We start from the raw sequence: 17,065 nt of genomic DNA on the forward strand, positions 1-17,065 counted from the left end.
CCGGGTCAAGCCCCGCCGCGGACGTGTCAAAACGTCTTTGCCAGCGCTTCCAGTTCGGCCATCGTACTTACCGACGTAATTTCGACGTCGCCGGCACTGCGCTTGATCATCGGACCCAGGACCTTGCCGCCGAACTCGACGAAATGCGCGACGCCGGCCGCCTGCATGGCGACCGCACTTTCGCGCCAACGCACCCGGCCGGTAACCTGTTCGACCAGCAAGCGCTTCACGTCTTGCGGATCGACCACCATCGCAGCGGTCACATTGGCGAACAGCGGCAAACGCAAGGTAGCTGGCGGGGTTTCCTCCAGCGCCTCGGCCATGGCATCGGCGGCGGGCGCCATCAGCGCACAATGAAACGGAGCCGATACCGGCAGCGCCATGCCGCGCTTGATCCCATGCTCCTTCACCATCGCAATCGCCCGCTCGATCGCGGCGGTATGCCCGGAAAGCACGACCTGGCCGGGATCGTTGTCGTTGGCGACCGAGCAGATCTCGCCTTGCGATGCGGCCTCGGCCAGAGCGGTCGCCTTGTCGATATCGGCGCCAAGCAAGACCGCCATCGCACCCTGGCCGACCGGCACTGCGGCCTGCATCGATTTCCCGCGCAGCTTCAGCAAGCGAGCGGTATCGGCCAGGCTGAACGCGCCGACAGCGCACAACGCGGTGTATTCGCCCAGCGAGTGACCGGCGACGTAATCGCACTTCTCGGTGGTCGTGATGCCGAATTCGCGCTCCAGCACGCGTAGTGCCGCGATGGCGTTGGCCATGATCGCCGGCTGCGCGTTCTCGGTCAGGGTCAGCTGGTCGTCCGGCCCTTCTCGCATGATGCGCGAAAGCTTCTGGCCGAGCACGTCGTCCACTTCCTCGAACACCTCGCGCGCGGCGGCGCTGGCATCGGCGAGGTCGGCGCCCATGCCGATCTTCTGACTCCCCTGGCCGGGAAAAACGAAAGCACGCATTGCGACCCAATCCCTTCATGCGGCGCGAAGGCCGGCGACGTCTCGACCATTCTCCAGGCAGGCCCTGTGACGATTCGATGACGTGGCGGGGCGGACTATGGCGCTTGGACGCGCTCCGCAAGCCCGAATGGGACGATTGTGTTGGCAGCATCGTGCCCGATGTCCGCGCGTCCAAGGTACGGGATCGCATGTCTGTCGCACCAGTGCCGCGCGATCTGCTCCGCCGTCGCGCCGAACGCCCGGTCGTTTTCGGGCACCGCGCTGACCCGTCCGAGCCGCAGCCCGGCGATGCCATGAAGATGCGCGGTGAGGTGGAAAAACAGGCGGTCGACGGCGTAGAGATGTTCCGAGACTTCCTCGACCATCACGACGTGGCCCGCCAAATCGGGCATCAGCGGCGTGCCGCACAACATCGTCAGGGTCATCAGGTTGAAGGCGACCGTGGGTCGGCGGTCGAGCGACGGCTCCATGCCCGACATGTTCCCGGTGAGGAAGCCCATGACCCGGCGTAGCGCATCCCCGCCATGATCGCGCCTGCCGCACGCAAGCATCGGTGCATGGATCGGGCGTCCGATCCGCTCGCGGTAGAGCATCCCCAGCAGATAGCCTGCATCCGAATAGCCGAGCCAAACCTTCTGCGATGCCGCCGGGCCGAATCGGCGCAGCGCATCCTCGGCGATGCGACAGGCACCATACCCGCCACGCGCGAACCAGACGGCGTCGAACGAAGGATCGCTGGCACAGTCCACCAATGCTTCGAGGCGCTGCGCATCGCTGCCGGCGAAGTGACCGTCGGTGAGGTAGGATTGCGGATGGACCGCCAATTCGACGCCGGGAAACTCCGCCGCGATCAGCGTCTGCGCGCGCGCCTCGTCCTCGGGCAGGATCGGGGCGGACGGTGCGCAAACGGCGATGCGTGTCATGCGGCGCAGTCCTATCGCGGTTGTCTTGAGGCGCAAGCACGCATACCGAACGGCAATGACTTCAGACGAACTTCGCAGCCGCACGGTGGCCGCGCTCACGCAAGGGCCCTGGTTCTTCTGCGGCATCGGTGGGTCGGGGATGCTGCCGCTGGCGCTGATCCTCAAGGGGCTGGGCGCAAGCGTCTCGGGGTCGGATCGCAGCCGCGATCAGGGCCGCAGCGAAGTGAAGTTTGCCTGGCTGGAACGCGAGGGTTTTCATCTTTATCCGCAGGACGGCAGCGGCGTGACCTCGGCAGAGCAGGTACTGGTCGCTTCCGCCGCAGTCGAGGATACCGTTCCCGAGGTCGTGCGGGCCACCGCGCTGGGGTGCGAGCGGATGAGCCGGGCCGAACTGCTGGCGACGCTGTTCAATGGCAGCCCCCGCAGCATCGCGGTCGGCGGTACCAGCGGCAAGTCGACGGTGACCGGCATGATCGGCTGGATCCTGATCGCGACCAGCCGCGACCCGACGATCATGAACGGCGCGGTGATGAAGAACCTGCGCGCGCCCGACGCGCCGTTCGCCAGCGCCCGCGTCGGCCAGGGCGGCGTCTTCGTCGCCGAAGTGGATGAAAGCGACGGCTCGATCGCTTTCTACCGCCCCGAAGTGGCGGTGCTGGGCAATGTCAGCCTCGACCACAAGAGCCTTGAGGAACTGCGCTCGCTGTTCGGCGATTATCTGGGGGTAGCCAGGGTCGGCGTCGTGAACCTCGACGATCCGGAGAGCGCGGCGCTGGCTCATCGTGCGTCGATGCTGCTTACCTTCGGGATCGACCGTCCAGACGCGACGATCGGCATCGAGCCGGGCAGCATCGTCCAGTGGGCCGATGCGATCGAAGCGCGTGTCGTCGATCGCCGCGACGACGCCTCGTTCTGGCTGACGTTGCAACAGCCGGGGCGGCACAACCTCTACAACGCTCTCGCCGCGCTGGCAGGCTGCGTCGCACTCGGCGTGCCCTTGAGCGATGCCGTGGCCGCGATTGCCGACTTCGCGGGCCTGGCGCGGCGGTTCGACGTGATCGGCACCAGCCCCGCGGGCGTAACCGTGATCGACGATTTCGGGCATAATCCTGAAAAGGTCGCCGCCACGCTGGCGACGCTCAAGGCCCATCCCGGACGCGTGATCGCGTTCTTCCAACCACATGGTTACGGACCCTTGCGGCAGATGGGCGCCGAACTGGCGGCGGTCTTTGCGCGGATGCTGGGGGGCGAAGATACCGTGATGCTGTGCGATCCGGTCTATTTCGGGGGCACCGTCGATCGCTCGCAAGGCAGCGAGAGGATCGTCGATCTGATCCGCACCGCGGGCGGCAAGGCTGAGTATTTTGCCACGCGCGATGAATGCGGGCTCAGGATCGCCGAAATGGCGCGAGCGGGCGATCGCATCGTGGTGATGGGCGCTCGCGACGATACGCTGACGACGTTCGCCACTGGGTTGCTGGAGCGGTTGGGCTAACCGCTCCAACCTTGCGTATCAGTGCGCCGGCTTGCCCCGTGCGGCGCTGATCAGATGCACGACCAGCGCGATCACTCCGCCCAGCGCCAGCCCGACGATCGCGGAGATCACCGCATACGTCAGCCATCCCAGCACGCCACCCAGCGCTCCGGTCGCATGGGCTACGGCTTCCTGGGCATGATGCGCCAGCTGCGCGGGAGGCGCAAAGCCCAGGCCTTCGAGCCCGTGCAGGATGATGCCGCCGCCGACCCACAGCATCGCGACGGTGCCCACGGTCGACAGCAAGAGCAGCAGCACAGGCATCGCCTTGAGCAATCCGCGTCCGGTGCTCTGCGCCGCCGATCCGGGCTTCTTCGTCAGGTGCAGGCCGATATCGTCCATCTTAACGATCAGCGCGACCGCGCCATAGACCATGACCGTAATCACGACGCCGACCAGCGCCAGGATCACCGCGCGGCCGATGAAAGTCTGGTCGGCGACTTCTGCCAGCGCGATCGCCATGATCTCTGCCGACAAAATGAGGTCGGTGCGCACCGCGCCCGAGATCCTGGCCTTTTCGAATGCGGCGACGTCGGTAGGCTGATCCTCCAGCGTCTTGCCATGCTTGGCACCGCCCAGCTTCTCGATCACCTTCTCGGCGCCTTCGAACGACAAGTACAACCCGCCCAGCATCAGCAGCGGCGTGATCGCGACCGGCAGGAACTGGCTGAGCAACAAAGCCACCGGCAGCAGGATGACCAGCTTGTTGAACAGCGAACCCTTGGCGATCGCCCAGATCACCGGCAGTTCGCGGTCCGGCGTGAAGTCGGTGACGTAGGACGGCGTCACCGCCGCATCGTCGATGACCACGCCGGCCGCCTTGCTCCCGGCCTTGGCGATCCCGGCGGCGACATCGTCCACCGAAGCGGCGGCGGCGCGAGCGATGACGGCGACATCGTCGAGCAAAGCGACGAGACCGGATGGCATGGTGGTGAAGCTCCCTGTTGCAACTTGCTCCGCTGTGGCCGATCTGATGAGCCAATGCGAGAACGAAGGCGCAAACACACTCAGTCCGGTTTGGCTGCACGACCATGCATGTCCAAACATTGCTGGCGCATGTCGGCGATGGCAGCCTGCCGATGAGCGAGGCAGCGCCGGGCGGCGGCGGGTTCCTGCGCGAGCGCAGCCGCGGCCACCCGTTCCTCCTGACATTTGCGGCGCTGCTGGTGCTGATCGTCGCCTGGCAGACCTGGACCGCGCCGCCATGGAAGCTGAACGATCCGCCCGCGATCGCCGGGGTCGACATGCTGGACGCCGAAGGCAAGTTCTTCGCCCATCGTGGGCCGCGACCGTCCGAACGGATCGACGCGGCCAAGCTGCCCGATACCGTGCGCGAGGCATTCCTGGCGATCGAGGATCGGCGGTTCTACAGCCACGGCGCGCTCGATTATCGCGGACTCGCCCGCGCGGTGCTGACCAATTTTCGGGCGGGCGGCGTTTCGCAAGGCGGCTCCACGATCACGCAGCAGTACGTCAAGAACGCATTCCTCACCCACGATCGCACCTGGACCCGCAAGCTCAAGGAACTGTTCCTCGCCGACTGGGTCGAGAACTGGATGAGCAAGGACCAGATCCTCTCGCGGTATCTCGAACACGCCTATTTCGGCGCGCAGCAGACCGGGCTGGCGGCCGCGTCGCGCTTCTATTTCGATCGTGCGCCCGAAGACCTGACGCTGGGCCAGGCGGCGATGCTGGCCGGGCTGGTCAAGGCGCCATCGCGGCTCGCCCCCACCGTGGATCGCAGCGCCGCGCGCGAACGGATGCGCGTCGTGCTGGGGGCGATGGCCGATGCCGGCTTCATCACCGAGGCCCGCGCCAAGGCAGAACGCAATCCGCGCGTCGTCTCGGGCGGCCGGGCCAAAGAGAGCGCCGGCTGGTTCGCCGATTGGCTTTACACCCGCCTGCCCGACGACGCTTCTGGACGCATCCGCACCACGCTGGAACCAGATATCCAGCGCCGGGCGGAGCGTGCCGTGGCGCAAGCCCGGCTCGCCGGAGCCGAGATCGCGCTGATCGCGATGCGCCCGGATGGCAGCGTCGCCGCGCTGGTCGGCGGCAGCGATTGGCAGCCCGGCTCGTTCAACCGCGTCAGCCAGGCGCGCCGCCAGCCCGGATCGACGTTCAAGCTGTTCGACTATTTCGCCGCCTTCCGCGCCGGCGCCCGGCCCGACGACGTGGTGTTCGACGGACCGATCTCGGTGGGCGACTGGCATCCGACCAACGCCTATGCCGGCTATCGCGGTCCGCTCACCTTGCGTGAAGCGTTCGCGATCAGCAGCAACACCGCGGCCCTTCGGATCGCGCGGGCCACCGGTTACCGCGAGGTGGTGAAGGCGGCGCACGATCTGGGCGTCACCTCGGCCTTGCCCGAGGGCGCCCCCAGCCTGCCGCTTGGCACCGCCACGCTGACGCTGGAGGAACTCGCCGGCGCCTATGCCGCCTTTGCGCTCGGCCGCTATCCAGTGGTCGTTCATGGCGAGGCCGGCGTGACCAAGCTGCCCGCCAATCGTCTGGACGAGCGGCGCGAGTGGGCACCCATGCTCGACTTGCTGTGGAAAGCCGCGAACGAGGGCACCGGCCGCCGCGCCGCCAACCTGCGGTTGCCGACGTTCGGCAAGACCGGCACCACCCAGGATGGCCGCGACGCGCTGTTCGTCGGCTTCTCGGGCGATCTCGTCACCGCGATCTGGATCGGGCGCGATGACAACAAGCCGATCCCCGGCGCCAGCGGCGGCCATTTGCCCGCGGAAGTCTGGGCCAACTTCATGAGCGGATTGCGCCTCAAGCCCATTCCGATCCCCTCGCCTTCGCGCGCCTCGCACACGCGGCGGCTCTGGGGCGCGGAGGATACGCCCGAAGACGCCATCGACGAGGCAGACGATGCCCCGCTGATCCAGTTGCCGGTCGACCCCTCGCAGCTACCCGACGGCTCGCTCCCGGGTTCGGAAGGCGTCGGTCCGCCCGCTGCGGCACCACCCGGCGCGGCGGGACCACCCCCGCCCGACGCGGACGGCGACGAGCAACCGATCGACGCGCCGCAGGATACGCAATAACACCTGTGGCCACCCGAACGCCGGGATTGGCGGGTGACGCGGCATTTCCTGCGGCTTAAGCGGACAGGATGTCTTCGCCCTTCGCCGCCTTGCCGCTCGACCCGTTGCCCCTGCAGGTGCTGTTGCCCTGGCTCGATCTTGCCGGGCTGGCGGTGTTCGCGGCGTCAGGTGCCCTGGTGGCGGTGCGCAAGCGGCTCGATTTCGTCGGCGCCTGTTTCTTCGCGCTCATCACCGCCACGGGGGGCGGCACCTTGCGCGACCTGCTGATCCGCGCGCCGGTGTTCTGGATGCAGACCTCGACGCCGGTCCTGCTGTGCCTCGGCGTCGCTGTCGCGGCCTGGGCCATCCCCTTGCGGTGGTGGCCCGAGCGGGCGCTGGACTGGTTCGACGGTGCGGGCCTTGCTGCCTATGCCGTATATGGCGCGGGCAAGGCGCTGCAGTTCGGCATCGCTCCGGTTCCGGCAGTTGCGGCCGGAGTGATCACCGCGTGTCTTGGCGGTGTGATCCGGGACATCACCGCAGGCGTCCCCTCGATCCTCATGCGTCACGAACTGTATGTGACCGCCGCTCTGGTGGCCGCGATGCTGTTCGTCGCCATGACCGTTTCGGGTTTGTCCGCGCCCCTGCCCGCGCTTGTCGGATTTGCAGCAGGCTTCGCGACGCGCGCGGCGGCGATCGTGTGGAAGATCACCTTGCGCCCGCATCGCGGCGCGAACTGAGCCTGCCGGCGGACGACCGCCGCGCTTGCTTTTGCCCGGCGTTGCTATATGTGCGCCCGCTTCCGCCGGAGCGATGTCGCGCCGACGGTTGACGAAGAAAGCCGGAGGGGCCCCGCAATGGTGCGGATCAGCCAGCGATCGGTTACAGATGTGAAGGAAGCTGCCGTGGCTCTTTATGAGCACGTGTTCCTGGCTCGCCAGGATCTGAGCCAAGCGCAAGTCGATGCGCTGGCCACCACCGCCACCGAGATCGTCGAAGCCAACGAGGGCAAGGTCACCAAGACCGAGTCGTGGGGCCTCAAGAATCTTGCGTACAAGATCAAGCGCAACCGCAAGGCGCACTTCGTGATGCTGAACATCGAGGGCAGCGGCGCCGCCGTGGCTGAGCTCGAGCGTCAGACCGGCATCAACGAGGACATCATCCGTTGGGTGACGATCCGCGTTGACGAGCACGAAGAAGGCCCATCGGTAATGATGCGCAAGTCCGACCGCGAGCGCACCCGTCGCCGCGAACGTGAGGGGAACTGATCATGGCTCGCGCCTTTTTCCGCCGTCGCAAGTCGTGCCCATTCTCGGGTAAGAACGCGCCGACCATCGACTACAAGGACGTGCGTCTGCTGCAGGGCTTCATGTCCGAGCGTGGCAAGATCGTACCTTCGCGTATCACGGCCGTCTCGGCCAAGAAGCAGCGTGAGCTGGGCCAGGCGATCAAGCGCGCCCGGCACATCGGCCTGCTGCCCTTCATCGTCAAGTAAGGAGGGCCGGACCCCATGGACATCATCCTCCTAGAGCGCATCGAAAAGCTCGGTGCCATCGGCGACGTCGTCACCGTCAAGGACGGTTACGCGCGCAACTTCCTGCTCCCCAACAAGAAGGCCCTTCGCGCCAACGAGCGCAACAAGAAGGTCTTCGAATCCAACCGTGCGAAGATCGAGGCCGACAACGCCGAGCGTCGTGGCGAAGCTGAAAAGCATGCGCAGGACGTCGACGGTACGCAGGTTATCCTGATCCGCGCTTCGTCGAACTCGGGCCAGCTGTACGGTTCGGTTTCGGTGCGCGACATCGTCGATGCGCTGAACGCCGAAGGCGCGAAGGTCGCCAAGCACATGATCGTGCTGGAGCGCCCGATCAAGACGCTGGGCATCTTCGACGTGCGCGTTTCGCTGCACCCCGAAGTGGCCGTGAACGTCAAGGTCAACGTCGCACGTTCGGCCGACGAAGCCGAACTGCAGACGCAGGGCGTCGACGTGATGGCCGCGATGTTCGAAGCCGACACCACCGGCTTCACCGAGCGTCGTGACCCCAGCCTCGAGCCGGGCGAGATCGTTCGTGACGAAGAAGACGAAGCTGAGCCTCAGGCTTAAAGCTTAACGTCTTCATCGGCTCACAGACAAAGCCCCCGCCTCCGAAAGGATGCGGGGGCTTTTGTTTGCGCCCCTGATTCGACGTCTTGCCGCAAACCAGACCGGAACCCCCGCCTTGCTGGCGTCAGCACCACGCACAATGAGCCGCCTCCACTGGGAGCCAGCCGACAACCCTATCCGCGCGCGCGCCCCTTGCGCGGGTTAACCAATTTAAGCATTGTCATGAGCGCGCGGACTCGATCGTGAGAAGCGGGCTGCCGATTTCGCATTGCTGTTGGCATGCTCACCCACCGTCGCTGCGGGCCGGGCGAACGAGGGGGATGACGCATGGCGTTGGAATTTACCGATCAGGTCACCGTGCGCGTATGGCGCAACATCAAGACGGCCGGCTTCATGCCATCCGCACACGTCGTCCATGCCTCGGTCGAGCTGCGGGCCAGCTACATACCCACTAACGACAGATTGCAGGTCAGCTTCTGGCCCGGGAGCGGTGCAGGCAAAGGTATGTCGGGCATCCGCGCGCAGCCAAGTTTCAGCAACGAGGAGCCGCTGCACGACAAGCTGAGCGAGATAGCGATCCTCACGCTCGCGGGACAGGCGCTTGGCATACTCGAGGGCGTGGAGCCGACGCATCAGTAACGAGCGGAAAGACCGAACGCGGCACCTGGCGCCGATGGCCCGCCCACCGGCGCGGCCGCGACAGCCCGATCTGCCGCCGCAACAAGGGACGGACGTCATGGTGAGCCGGCAGATCGTTCAATCGCATTACCCGCATGTTGGTCGCCCCTTCTACCTGGTCATGTCGCTGATCATGGCGGCCGTCATCGTCGGTGGGTTCTCGCGCACGGTGCCGGGTGATTTCCGCGCCGATCCGGGCCTGCCGATCCTCCTGCATGTTCACGGCGCCGTGTTCACCTTGTGGGTGCTGGTGTTCGTCGCGCAGCCGGCGTTCATCGCACGAGGATCGATCGCACTGCATCGGCGGATCGGCTGGATCGGTGCGGTCCTTGCCGCGGCGATGTTGATCATGGGCACCGCCGCGACACTCTACGCGATCCGCTACGATGTCGTGCCGCCCTTCTTCCCTCGCCCGATCTTCCTGGTGATGAACCTGATCGGCATCGCGGTGTTCGGCGGGCTGGTAGCCGGGGGCATCGCGCTGCGCCGTCGCGCGGAATGGCACAAGCGGCTGATGCTGTGCGCCACGATCTCAATCCTGGGGCCTGGCCTAGGCCGCCTGCTGCCGATGGGATCGTTCGGACCCGCTGCGCCGCTGGTGATGTTCGGAGTTATCGCACTGTTCGCCTTTACCGGCCCGGTCGCCGATCTCATCACCCTGCGCCGGGTCCATCCCGCCTACTACTGGGGCGTCACGGCGATCCTGCTGAGCATGGCGGTGATCGGTCCGATCGCGTTCTCACCGGCGGGCGCGGCCCTACTCCAGATCGTCAGCGCAAGACCATAGCCGGTCGAAAGCGAACGCTTCAGCGCGCGGTGGCAGGTGCCGCAAGAGGGAAGAACGGGATCGCCGCCCGCAGCTGATGGCCATCGGCACGTACGAACGTGTAGTAACCCTCCATGCTGCCATGCGGAGTCGCCAGGGGGCAGCCGGACACGTAGTCGTGGCTCTGACCGGGCTTCAGCAGCGGTTGCTCGCCAACCACGCCTTCACCCTCGACCAGGTTCACGGCGCCATGACCATCGGTGATGCGCCAGTGGCGCGTGGTCAGCCTGACGGCTTGGGCGGACTGATTCTCGATACGGATGTGGTACACCCAAAACCACTTCCCCGCCTCGATGCGCGATTGCTCGGGCAGGAAGTTCACCGCCACGCGGACGGTAATGCCGTCGGTAACGGCAGCGTGTTGAAATAGCTCCTTCATCTCGACCCTGAGCGTAACGGTTCGGTCAGGAGCGTCAACACTGTTACGACGCGATTTTTCATGCCCTTTCGGGGGTGCTGATAATGCCGCGGCTGCGGCGGAGCCTATAGCCCCGCCTTGGCCAGTGCCTGATCGAGATCTTCGATAAGATCGTCGGGATCTTCCAGGCCGACATTGAGTCGCAGCATACCCTCGCCGATGCCCATCGCCTCGCGAGCTTCGGCGCCCATGTTGTGGTGGGTGCTCGACGCCGGATGACACATCAGCGACCGCGAATCACCGATGTTGTTGGAAATGTCGATCAGTTCCAGCGCGTCCAGCAGCGCATGCGCCTGAACCCGGCCGCCATCGAGCACGAAGCTGAAGATCGGACCGCAATCATCCATCTGCTTGACCGCCAGCGCATGCTGCGGATGGCTTTCGAGCCACGGGTGCAGGATCCTGGGTACGCGCGATTCGATGAAGCGTCCGACTTTCAGCGAATTCTCGCTTTGCCGACGGGCGCGCAGGTCGAGCGTCTCCAGCCCCTTCAACACGACCCACGCGTTGAACGGTGACAAGTTCGGCCCGGTGTTGCGCTGGAACGGCAGCAGCTTGTCGTTGATGAACGCGTTCGATCCGCACACCGCGCCGGCAAGCACGCGACCCTGGCCGTCCATCAGCTTGGTGGCGGAATAGGCGACGACGTCCGCGCCGAACTCCAGCGGGCGCTGCAGCGCGGGGCTGCAGAACGCATTGTCGACTACCGAGGTGATCCCATGCGCGCGGGCGAGGCCACAGATGTATTCGATGTCGGCCACATCCATCGTCGGGTTTGCCGGCGATTCGAAGAAGAACACCTTGGTGTTGGGCCGGATCGCGGCCTCCCATGCGGCGTTATCGGTCGCGTCGATGACGGTCACGTCCACCCCGAAGCGGGGCAGCAGATGGTCGCCCAGCCAGCGGCACGAGCCGAACGCGGCGCGCGCAGTGACCATGTGATCGCCGGCGGACAGCTGGCACAGCAGCGCCGCGGTCATCGCCGCCATGCCCGATGCCTGGGTGCGGCAGGCCTCCGCCCCTTCGAGCAGCGCGATCCGCTCTTCCAGCATCTGCACCGTCGGGTTCTGCAGCCGCGAGTAGGTCATCCCCGCGTCCTCGCCCGCAAAGCGCGCGGCGACTGTCGCGGCATCGTCGTATGAATAGCCCGACGTAAGGAACAGCGCCTCGCTGGTCTCGCCCATCTCGGACCGCCAGGTGCCGCCGCGTACCGCGCGCGTGGCGGGCCGCCATTTGGTCGTTTTCGAGCGATCTTGTCCGGTGGTCCGTTTCATGGCCTCGCGCTGTAAAGCCGCGCAGGCGCGAGAACAAGCGCGAAGCGGCCCGCAAGCGGCTTGCGGCGGGGCGGGCAGGCTCTTATGCCGCCGCCTCGATGGTTGTCCCCCAAGCTCGCGGCCCCTTTGCCTCCGATCAGGATCGCGATCCGCTGACCTGGTGCATGGCGATCGGTGTCGCATTCCTGCTGCTGTGCCTGCATCGGCTGAGCATCCCGAGCCAGATCTACTTCGACGAGATCCACTACGTCACCGCCGCCCGCAAGATGCTGGAGGGGCTGCCCAAGAACCGCGAGCACCCGATGTTCGCCAAGGAAGTGATTGCGGCATCGATCACCCTGCTGGGTGATCGTCCCTGGGCCTGGCGTATTCCTTCGGTGCTGTGCGGTGTGCTGGGGCTGCACGCCTATGGCCGGCTGGTCTGGTACGTCACGCTGCGGCGCCGGGTAACGATCATGGCGATGTTCCTGCTGGCGACCGACTTCCTGTGGTTCGCGATGAGCCGCATCGCCATGCTGGACATGATCTCGGCCGGGATCGGCATGGTGGCCTTGTGGCAATTCGCGGCGGTGCTTCGCCAGCCGGAGCGTCACCCGCGCCTGCGCCTCGCCGCGTGCGGGATCGCGATGGGGCTGTCGCTGGGGGCGAAATGGAGCATCGCGCCCGCCTTCGTGGTGCCGGGCGCGCTGTTCCTGGCGCTGCGCTGGCGCGAACGTGGCTGGCGGCTGATCGGACACAAGGGCGGGGGGCCGATACCGGGCGTTTCGTTGGTCGAGGCGGCGGTGTGGCTGGGGCTGCTGCCGCTGGCGGTCTATTGGCTGACCTACATGCCGGGCTTTTTCTGGACCGTGCGCCCGATCGATCCGCTGGGCTTCGTGCCGCAGCATGAATACATGCTCAAGCTGCAGGACAGCGTGAAGAAGCTGCATCCCTATCGCAGCGTCTGGTACCAGTGGATCGTAAATTGGCGGCCGATCTGGTTCCTCTACAAGCTGGTCGACGGCACCCAGCGCGGCATCATCCTGCTGGGCAATCCTTTTACGATGCTGGCCGGTTTGCCGGCACTGGCCTGGTGCCTGTTCGCCGGGATCCGGCGCCAGCGTTGGGACGCGCTGGCCTTCGCGACGCTATATATGCTGATGTTGGTGCTGTGGGTGGTGAACGGCAAGCCGATCCAGTTCTATTACCACTACCTGCTGCCGGCGGCGTTCCTGATGGCCTGCCTGGCGATCGCGCTGGATACGCTGTGGGATCGCCGCGACCGCTGGCGCTGGATCGCGCCCGGATCGCTGGCGGTGGCGGCGGGAATGTTCGTGTATTTCTACCCGATCATCTCGGCGGGCCAGCTTAGCCACGGCAAGAAGAGCTTCGCACAGTTCATGTGGCTCGACAGCTGGCGCTAGGCGCGGATACCGGACGAGGAACGCTCGGTCAGGCCGCGCCGTACTTGCCCCAGACGAACTTGGACGAAAGCGCGAAGTTCCACACCGAGGCCATGACCACGCCGACCAAGGCCGCGGGATATTCATGGACGCCGTAGTGCACCAGGATTGCCGACACACCGACGTTGGCGGTCAGGCCGACCGAGCAAGTAAGCGCGAACTTGGCCCAGCCGCGCATCAGCGGCACGAAGCCGGTCAGGCGCTTGTCGGCATACGTCAGCGCGTTGTTGAGGAAGAAGTTGAACGTCATCGCGCAGATCGCGGCGATCGTCTGCCCGACTTCGAACGCCCCGACCAGCTGCCCCTTCATGCCGGGACCACCGAATATCGCGAGGAACGCGGTGAGGATCGCCATATGCACGATCACGCCCACCGCGCCGATCGTGCCGAACAGCGCAAAGCGGGTGGGAATGTAGCGGCCCAGCCACTTGTCATAGAGGCCGACGAGGAATTCGAACACTACGGTGCGATCCAATTTGCTCTCACCCTCGGCGCGGGCGGCAAACGCCAGCGGTACTTCCTTGACGCGCAACGGGGTCTCCACGGTAGCCAGAATATCGAGCAGGATCTTGAAGCCGACGCCCGAAAGCCGGTGGGCATCGGCGCGCAGCACTTCGGAACGCAGCATGAAAAAGCCGCTCATCGGATCGCTGAGTGTCAGGCCGGTGACCTTGCGTGCCAGCTTGTTCGCAAAGCCCGAAGCCTTGACTCGGTCGGGCCGGTTCCACGCCTCGGTACTGGCGCCTTCGCAGAATCGCGAGGCGTAGGACACATCATATTCGCCTGACTGGATTGCTGCGAGCATGCCCGGCAGCAACTTGGGATCGTGCTGATGATCGGCGTCCATGACCGCAACCACGGGCGCGGCGGTGGAGCACATGCCCTCGATCGCGGCGGAAGACAGACCGCGCCGACCGATGCGCTGGATCACCCGCAGGCGCGGATCGCGCAGGCTGATAGCCCGCGCCGTCTCCGCCGTGCCATCGGGGCTGTTGTCGTCGACCACGATCGCTTCCCAGGCGATGCCCTGCAACGCCTCGTCCAACCGCTCGACCAGCGTCTCGAGATTGGCGCGCTCGTTGAAGGTCGGCAAGACGACCGCGAGCTCGAGCGGCTTGGCAGCAGCGTGCACGGCCTGCGCCAGGTCGGGTCGGGGCTTATTCATGGGCACGGGCTTTAGATGGTAAACCTGAAAGAAGCTTTAGCGCAATTTACTTTGATCGTGTCAAAGTGCGACCGCGCTGGCATTCCTGCCGATCACAGGGCCGCGACCACGGCATCGCCGATGGCGCGGGTGCCGGCAGTGCCGCCAAGGTCGCCGCCTCGCACGCCCTGCGCCAGCGCGGTCGCCACCGCCGCCTCGATCCGCGCGGCCTGCTCTTCCAGCCCATAGCTGTGGCGCAAGAGCATCGCCGCAGACAGGATCGTCGCCATCGGGTTGGCGAGGCCCTTGCCGGCGATGTCGGGGGCGGAGCCGTGGATCGGCTCGTAGAGGCCGTACGTGCCCTCGGCGAGGCTGGCGGACGCCAGCAAGCCGATCGAGCCCACGCACATGCTGGCCTGGTCCGAGAGGATATCGCCGAACAGGTTGCCGGTGACGATCACGTCGAACTGGCCGGGGTTCTTCACCAGCTGCATCGCCGCGTTGTCGACATACATGTGGCTCAGCTCGACCTCGGGGTACTCGGCAGCGACCTCGATCACCACGTCGCGCCACAATTGCGAGGTTTCCAACACGTTGGCCTTGTCGACCGAGCACAGCTTCCGGCGGCGCCCCATCGCGGCGGTGAAGCCGGTGTGGGCGATGCGGCGCACCTCGTCCTCGGCATAGGACATCATGTCCCAGCCCTGGCGACGGCCGTCGTCCAGCACGCGCGTGCCCTTTTCGCCGAAATAGACGTCGCCGTTGAGCTCGCGCACGATCAGCAGGTCGATCGCGGCAGCGACTTCAGGGCGCAGGGTGGTCAAATCTTCCAGGCCCTTGAACACGGTCGCGGGGCGCAGGTTCGCGAACAATCCCAGTTCCTTGCGGAGGCCAAGCACCGCCTGCTCAGGCCGCAGCTTGCGTTCCAGATGGTCGAGCGAGAAGTCGCCCACCGCGCCGAACAGGATCGCGCCGCACGACCGCGCGATCTCCAGCGTTTCGGGCGGCAGGGGATGACCGTGCTTGCGATAGGCGGCACCGCCGACGTCGCCCTCGATCAGTTCGAGGCCTGTCAGATCCAGCGCCCGAAGAACGCGAACGGCCTCAGCCGTGACCTCAGGCCCGATCCCGTCGCCTGCGAAAACCGCAATCCGCATCGCATTCGCGTTCATCATCATTCCCCGGGCTGTGCCGCACCAACGATCCTCGCCCACCGCTCCCGCAGCATGGCGCGCGCCGCCATAACGTCTGTGCGGCGTTCGGCAAGCAGGTAGCGAGAAAGGTCCCGGCCAATGCGGTCGAATGCGGTGAAGATCGCCGGCCAGTCGCCTTCCTCGGGGCGCGCCGCAGTGACCCCATAGCCCAGATCGCGCAGCAGCAGCACTTCGTACGACAGCAGCGGCACCGCCCACCCCCGGCCCGACGGCGCGACGGTGATCGCCGTCAGCAAGGCGCTCAGCGCGTCGAACAAGGCGGGAAAAGGCTGGCGTTCGGGCAAAGTCGCGGCGGTAAGCGCGGTGACCCAGGCGATGCCGGCGGCGGGCAGCGGTTCACTAAGCCACGGCCCGCGACTGGCACTCAGCTCAAGCCGGGCAAACGGCATCTGGGCGTCCGAGCGGGAGCGGACTTCGGCCTCGACGAGGTTTCCGGGCAAGAGGACCGGCCGCAAGTGCCGCCCCCTGCCCCCGGCGACATAGGCGCCGATCAGACCTTGGCTGGACGTGAGCAGCCGGGCGATGACCGCCGTCTCACCGTGTGCGCGGCTGCCGCAGACGATGGCCGAGCCACGAAACTCCATCAGCTTGGCTCAGGAAAGTCGCGGGCGGGCATTCCCGTGCGGGCAAGACCGCAACGACCGCCTGTCGCTCAGAGGTGCTTGGCGGTAAGCCGCATCTCAAGATCCTCGAGGCGCTTTTTGAGCGCTTCGGACTCTTCGCGCGCCTTGGCGGCCATGTCCTTCACCGCGTCGAATTCCTCGCGGCTGACGAAGTCCATCTCACCCATCATTTCCTTGAACCGCTCACGCGCGGAGTCTCTCGCCTCCCGGCCCATGCCGGCGATCGTTCCGGCAGCGCCGTTCAGAATCTTGACGAAATCGGAGATGATGGGGTTTTCGCTTTGCATGTTCGTAAGATGGGCAAGTTGTGACGCGGCTGCAAGTGTCAGAACTCGATCCGTTCTACCGCGCCAGAAATCCGCACGCCGTCAAGGTCGCGGTTGTTCTGCAGAAACGCGAAATTGAGGTACGTCGCGAACAGGATCCAGGCGAGATACGGCGCCAGCAACCAGGCGGCGCTCGGCCGGATGCGCCCGAACAGCACGATGGTGAAAACGACCAGCACGTCCAGCACCAGGATGTCGACCAGTGCCCAGGTGATCTGGTGTGCCCCGAAGAACAGCGGTGACCACGCCAGGTTGACGATCAGTTGCAGGGCGAACACCAGCGCCGCCGCGCCGCGCCCCCGTGCGCCGGCCGCGGCCAGCACGATGGCGAGTGCCAAACCCATCATGACGTACAGCACGCTCCAGACCAAGCCGAAGGTGGCGGGCGGCGGATAGCCGGCGGGTTTGCGCAATGCCGCGAACCAAGCCTCGTCGGCGCCGCTGCCCGACAGCGTTCCCGACAGGATACCCAGCAGCAGCACTACCGGCACGCAGACCAGTGCCCACCGCACGATGCCGGCACGCAGTTGCCCCGTGGAGGCCAGAAAGTTCATCCGTACGCAAT

19 protein-coding genes are annotated in these 17,065 nt (G+C 66.0%); 9 read left to right on the forward strand and 10 right to left on the reverse strand.

Features of this window, described 5'->3' with window-relative positions; genetic code table 11:
- Nucleotides 1-26: 26 nt before the first annotated feature.
- On the reverse strand, nt 27-962 hold the full coding sequence (gene fabD, locus ACXJ1Z_RS04550; protein WP_463779879.1) for an ACP S-malonyltransferase: 936 nt from the start codon (nt 960-962) through the stop codon (nt 27-29).
- Between the two features lie 95 nt (nt 963-1,057).
- Nucleotides 1,058-1,885, reverse strand: a complete 828-nt coding sequence (locus tag ACXJ1Z_RS04555; protein ID WP_463779881.1) for an LD-carboxypeptidase — start codon at nt 1,883-1,885, stop codon at nt 1,058-1,060.
- Nucleotides 1,886-1,940: 55 nt separating this feature from the next.
- Here ACXJ1Z_RS04555 and ACXJ1Z_RS04560 point away from each other — a divergent pair, with 55 nt between their 5' ends.
- Nucleotides 1,941-3,380: a UDP-N-acetylmuramate--L-alanine ligase gene (locus ACXJ1Z_RS04560; protein WP_463779882.1), complete on the forward strand. Its 1,440-nt coding sequence runs from the start codon at nt 1,941-1,943 to the stop codon at nt 3,378-3,380.
- 18 nt (nt 3,381-3,398) lie between these two features.
- Here the strand turns inward: ACXJ1Z_RS04560 and ACXJ1Z_RS04565 are convergent, their stop codons facing one another.
- Nucleotides 3,399-4,346 carry a DUF808 domain-containing protein gene (locus ACXJ1Z_RS04565; RefSeq protein ID WP_463779885.1) on the reverse strand — a complete coding sequence of 316 codons (948 nt, stop codon included), beginning with the start codon at nt 4,344-4,346 and terminating at the stop codon, nt 3,399-3,401.
- A 104-nt stretch (nt 4,347-4,450) separates the two neighbouring features.
- Between ACXJ1Z_RS04565 and ACXJ1Z_RS04570 the strand changes: the two genes are divergently transcribed.
- From ACXJ1Z_RS04570 to ACXJ1Z_RS04600, 7 genes are all read left to right on the forward strand, one after another.
- Nucleotides 4,451-6,472, forward strand: a complete 2,022-nt coding sequence (locus ACXJ1Z_RS04570; RefSeq protein WP_463779886.1) for a transglycosylase domain-containing protein — start codon at nt 4,451-4,453, stop codon at nt 6,470-6,472.
- Between the two features lie 68 nt (nt 6,473-6,540).
- On the forward strand, nt 6,541-7,191 hold the full coding sequence (locus ACXJ1Z_RS04575) for a trimeric intracellular cation channel family protein (protein WP_463779887.1): 651 nt from the start codon (nt 6,541-6,543) through the stop codon (nt 7,189-7,191).
- A 165-nt stretch (nt 7,192-7,356) separates the two neighbouring features.
- On the forward strand, nt 7,357-7,719 hold the full coding sequence (rpsF, locus tag ACXJ1Z_RS04580; protein WP_463779889.1) for a 30S ribosomal protein S6: 363 nt from the start codon (nt 7,357-7,359) through the stop codon (nt 7,717-7,719).
- 2 nt (nt 7,720-7,721) lie between these two features.
- The gene (gene rpsR, locus ACXJ1Z_RS04585) at nt 7,722-7,946 is read left to right on the forward strand and encodes a 30S ribosomal protein S18 (protein ID WP_463779890.1); all 225 of its coding nucleotides are present in this window, start codon (nt 7,722-7,724) and stop codon (nt 7,944-7,946) included.
- Nucleotides 7,947-7,961: 15 nt separating this feature from the next.
- On the forward strand, nt 7,962-8,555 hold the full coding sequence (rplI, locus tag ACXJ1Z_RS04590) for a 50S ribosomal protein L9 (RefSeq protein ID WP_463779892.1): 594 nt from the start codon (nt 7,962-7,964) through the stop codon (nt 8,553-8,555).
- A gap of 327 nt (nt 8,556-8,882) precedes the next feature.
- Nucleotides 8,883-9,194 carry a hypothetical protein gene (locus ACXJ1Z_RS04595; RefSeq protein WP_463779893.1) on the forward strand — a complete coding sequence of 104 codons (312 nt, stop codon included), beginning with the start codon at nt 8,883-8,885 and terminating at the stop codon, nt 9,192-9,194.
- Nucleotides 9,195-9,228: 34 nt separating this feature from the next.
- Nucleotides 9,229-10,020, forward strand: coding sequence for a hypothetical protein (locus ACXJ1Z_RS04600; protein WP_463779895.1), 792 nt, complete (start codon nt 9,229-9,231; stop codon nt 10,018-10,020).
- 19 nt (nt 10,021-10,039) lie between these two features.
- Here the strand turns inward: ACXJ1Z_RS04600 and apaG are convergent, their stop codons facing one another.
- Both apaG and ACXJ1Z_RS04610 read right to left on the reverse strand, forming a co-directional pair.
- Nucleotides 10,040-10,438, reverse strand: coding sequence for a Co2+/Mg2+ efflux facilitator ApaG/CorD (gene apaG, locus ACXJ1Z_RS04605; protein WP_463779896.1), 399 nt, complete (start codon nt 10,436-10,438; stop codon nt 10,040-10,042).
- Nucleotides 10,439-10,542: 104 nt separating this feature from the next.
- Nucleotides 10,543-11,751, reverse strand: coding sequence for a trans-sulfuration enzyme family protein (locus ACXJ1Z_RS04610; RefSeq protein WP_463779898.1), 1,209 nt, complete (start codon nt 11,749-11,751; stop codon nt 10,543-10,545).
- A 98-nt stretch (nt 11,752-11,849) separates the two neighbouring features.
- Between ACXJ1Z_RS04610 and ACXJ1Z_RS04615 the strand changes: the two genes are divergently transcribed.
- Nucleotides 11,850-13,154, forward strand: coding sequence for a phospholipid carrier-dependent glycosyltransferase (locus ACXJ1Z_RS04615; protein ID WP_463779900.1), 1,305 nt, complete (start codon nt 11,850-11,852; stop codon nt 13,152-13,154).
- A gap of 28 nt (nt 13,155-13,182) precedes the next feature.
- Here ACXJ1Z_RS04615 and ACXJ1Z_RS04620 read toward each other — a convergent pair whose 3' ends face one another.
- From ACXJ1Z_RS04620 to ACXJ1Z_RS04640, 5 genes are all read right to left on the reverse strand, one after another.
- Entirely contained in the window at nt 13,183-14,358 is a 1,176-nt protein-coding gene (locus ACXJ1Z_RS04620; RefSeq protein ID WP_463779901.1) for a glycosyltransferase family 2 protein, read from the reverse strand.
- A 92-nt stretch (nt 14,359-14,450) separates the two neighbouring features.
- Nucleotides 14,451-15,494, reverse strand: coding sequence for a 3-isopropylmalate dehydrogenase (gene leuB / locus ACXJ1Z_RS04625; RefSeq protein ID WP_463779903.1), 1,044 nt, complete (start codon nt 15,492-15,494; stop codon nt 14,451-14,453).
- Between the two features lie 17 nt (nt 15,495-15,511).
- Nucleotides 15,512-16,135, reverse strand: a complete 624-nt coding sequence (gene recO, locus ACXJ1Z_RS04630) for a DNA repair protein RecO (RefSeq protein WP_463779904.1) — start codon at nt 16,133-16,135, stop codon at nt 15,512-15,514.
- A gap of 68 nt (nt 16,136-16,203) precedes the next feature.
- Nucleotides 16,204-16,461: an accessory factor UbiK family protein gene (locus ACXJ1Z_RS04635; protein ID WP_463779906.1), complete on the reverse strand. Its 258-nt coding sequence runs from the start codon at nt 16,459-16,461 to the stop codon at nt 16,204-16,206.
- Between the two features lie 38 nt (nt 16,462-16,499).
- Nucleotides 16,500-17,054 (reverse strand): TspO/MBR family protein, encoded by a 555-nt coding sequence (locus ACXJ1Z_RS04640; RefSeq protein ID WP_463779908.1) that lies wholly within the window; start codon nt 17,052-17,054, stop codon nt 16,500-16,502.
- Nucleotides 17,055-17,065: the final 11 nt, after the last annotated feature.

It is taken from the genome of Novosphingobium sp. TK46 (genome assembly GCF_055361525.1).

Excerpts from the sequence above, each read along its gene's own strand:
- fabD (WP_463779879.1), bottom strand. The coding sequence starts at position 962 with ATGCGTGCTTTCGTTTTTCCCGGCCAGGGGAGTCAGAAGATCGGCATG.
- ACXJ1Z_RS04555 (WP_463779881.1), bottom strand. The coding sequence starts at position 1,885 with ATGACACGCATCGCCGTTTGCGCACCGTCCGCCCCGATCCTGCCCGAG.
- ACXJ1Z_RS04560 (WP_463779882.1), top strand. The coding sequence starts at position 1,941 with ATGACTTCAGACGAACTTCGCAGCCGCACGGTGGCCGCGCTCACGCAA.
- ACXJ1Z_RS04565 (WP_463779885.1), bottom strand. The coding sequence starts at position 4,346 with ATGCCATCCGGTCTCGTCGCTTTGCTCGACGATGTCGCCGTCATCGCT.
- ACXJ1Z_RS04570 (WP_463779886.1), top strand. The coding sequence starts at position 4,451 with ATGCATGTCCAAACATTGCTGGCGCATGTCGGCGATGGCAGCCTGCCG.
- ACXJ1Z_RS04575 (WP_463779887.1), top strand. The coding sequence starts at position 6,541 with ATGTCTTCGCCCTTCGCCGCCTTGCCGCTCGACCCGTTGCCCCTGCAG.
- rpsR (WP_463779890.1), top strand. The coding sequence starts at position 7,722 with ATGGCTCGCGCCTTTTTCCGCCGTCGCAAGTCGTGCCCATTCTCGGGT.
- rplI (WP_463779892.1), top strand. The coding sequence starts at position 7,962 with ATGGACATCATCCTCCTAGAGCGCATCGAAAAGCTCGGTGCCATCGGC.
- ACXJ1Z_RS04595 (WP_463779893.1), top strand. The coding sequence starts at position 8,883 with ATGGCGTTGGAATTTACCGATCAGGTCACCGTGCGCGTATGGCGCAAC.
- ACXJ1Z_RS04600 (WP_463779895.1), top strand. The coding sequence starts at position 9,229 with ATGGCCCGCCCACCGGCGCGGCCGCGACAGCCCGATCTGCCGCCGCAA.
- apaG (WP_463779896.1), bottom strand. The coding sequence starts at position 10,438 with ATGAAGGAGCTATTTCAACACGCTGCCGTTACCGACGGCATTACCGTC.
- ACXJ1Z_RS04610 (WP_463779898.1), bottom strand. The coding sequence starts at position 11,751 with ATGAAACGGACCACCGGACAAGATCGCTCGAAAACGACCAAATGGCGG.
- ACXJ1Z_RS04615 (WP_463779900.1), top strand. The coding sequence starts at position 11,850 with ATGGTTGTCCCCCAAGCTCGCGGCCCCTTTGCCTCCGATCAGGATCGC.
- ACXJ1Z_RS04620 (WP_463779901.1), bottom strand. The coding sequence starts at position 14,358 with ATGAATAAGCCCCGACCCGACCTGGCGCAGGCCGTGCACGCTGCTGCC.
- leuB (WP_463779903.1), bottom strand. The coding sequence starts at position 15,494 with ATGCGGATTGCGGTTTTCGCAGGCGACGGGATCGGGCCTGAGGTCACG.
- recO (WP_463779904.1), bottom strand. The coding sequence starts at position 16,135 with ATGGAGTTTCGTGGCTCGGCCATCGTCTGCGGCAGCCGCGCACACGGT.
- ACXJ1Z_RS04635 (WP_463779906.1), bottom strand. The coding sequence starts at position 16,461 with ATGCAAAGCGAAAACCCCATCATCTCCGATTTCGTCAAGATTCTGAAC.
- ACXJ1Z_RS04640 (WP_463779908.1), bottom strand. The coding sequence starts at position 17,054 with ATGAACTTTCTGGCCTCCACGGGGCAACTGCGTGCCGGCATCGTGCGG.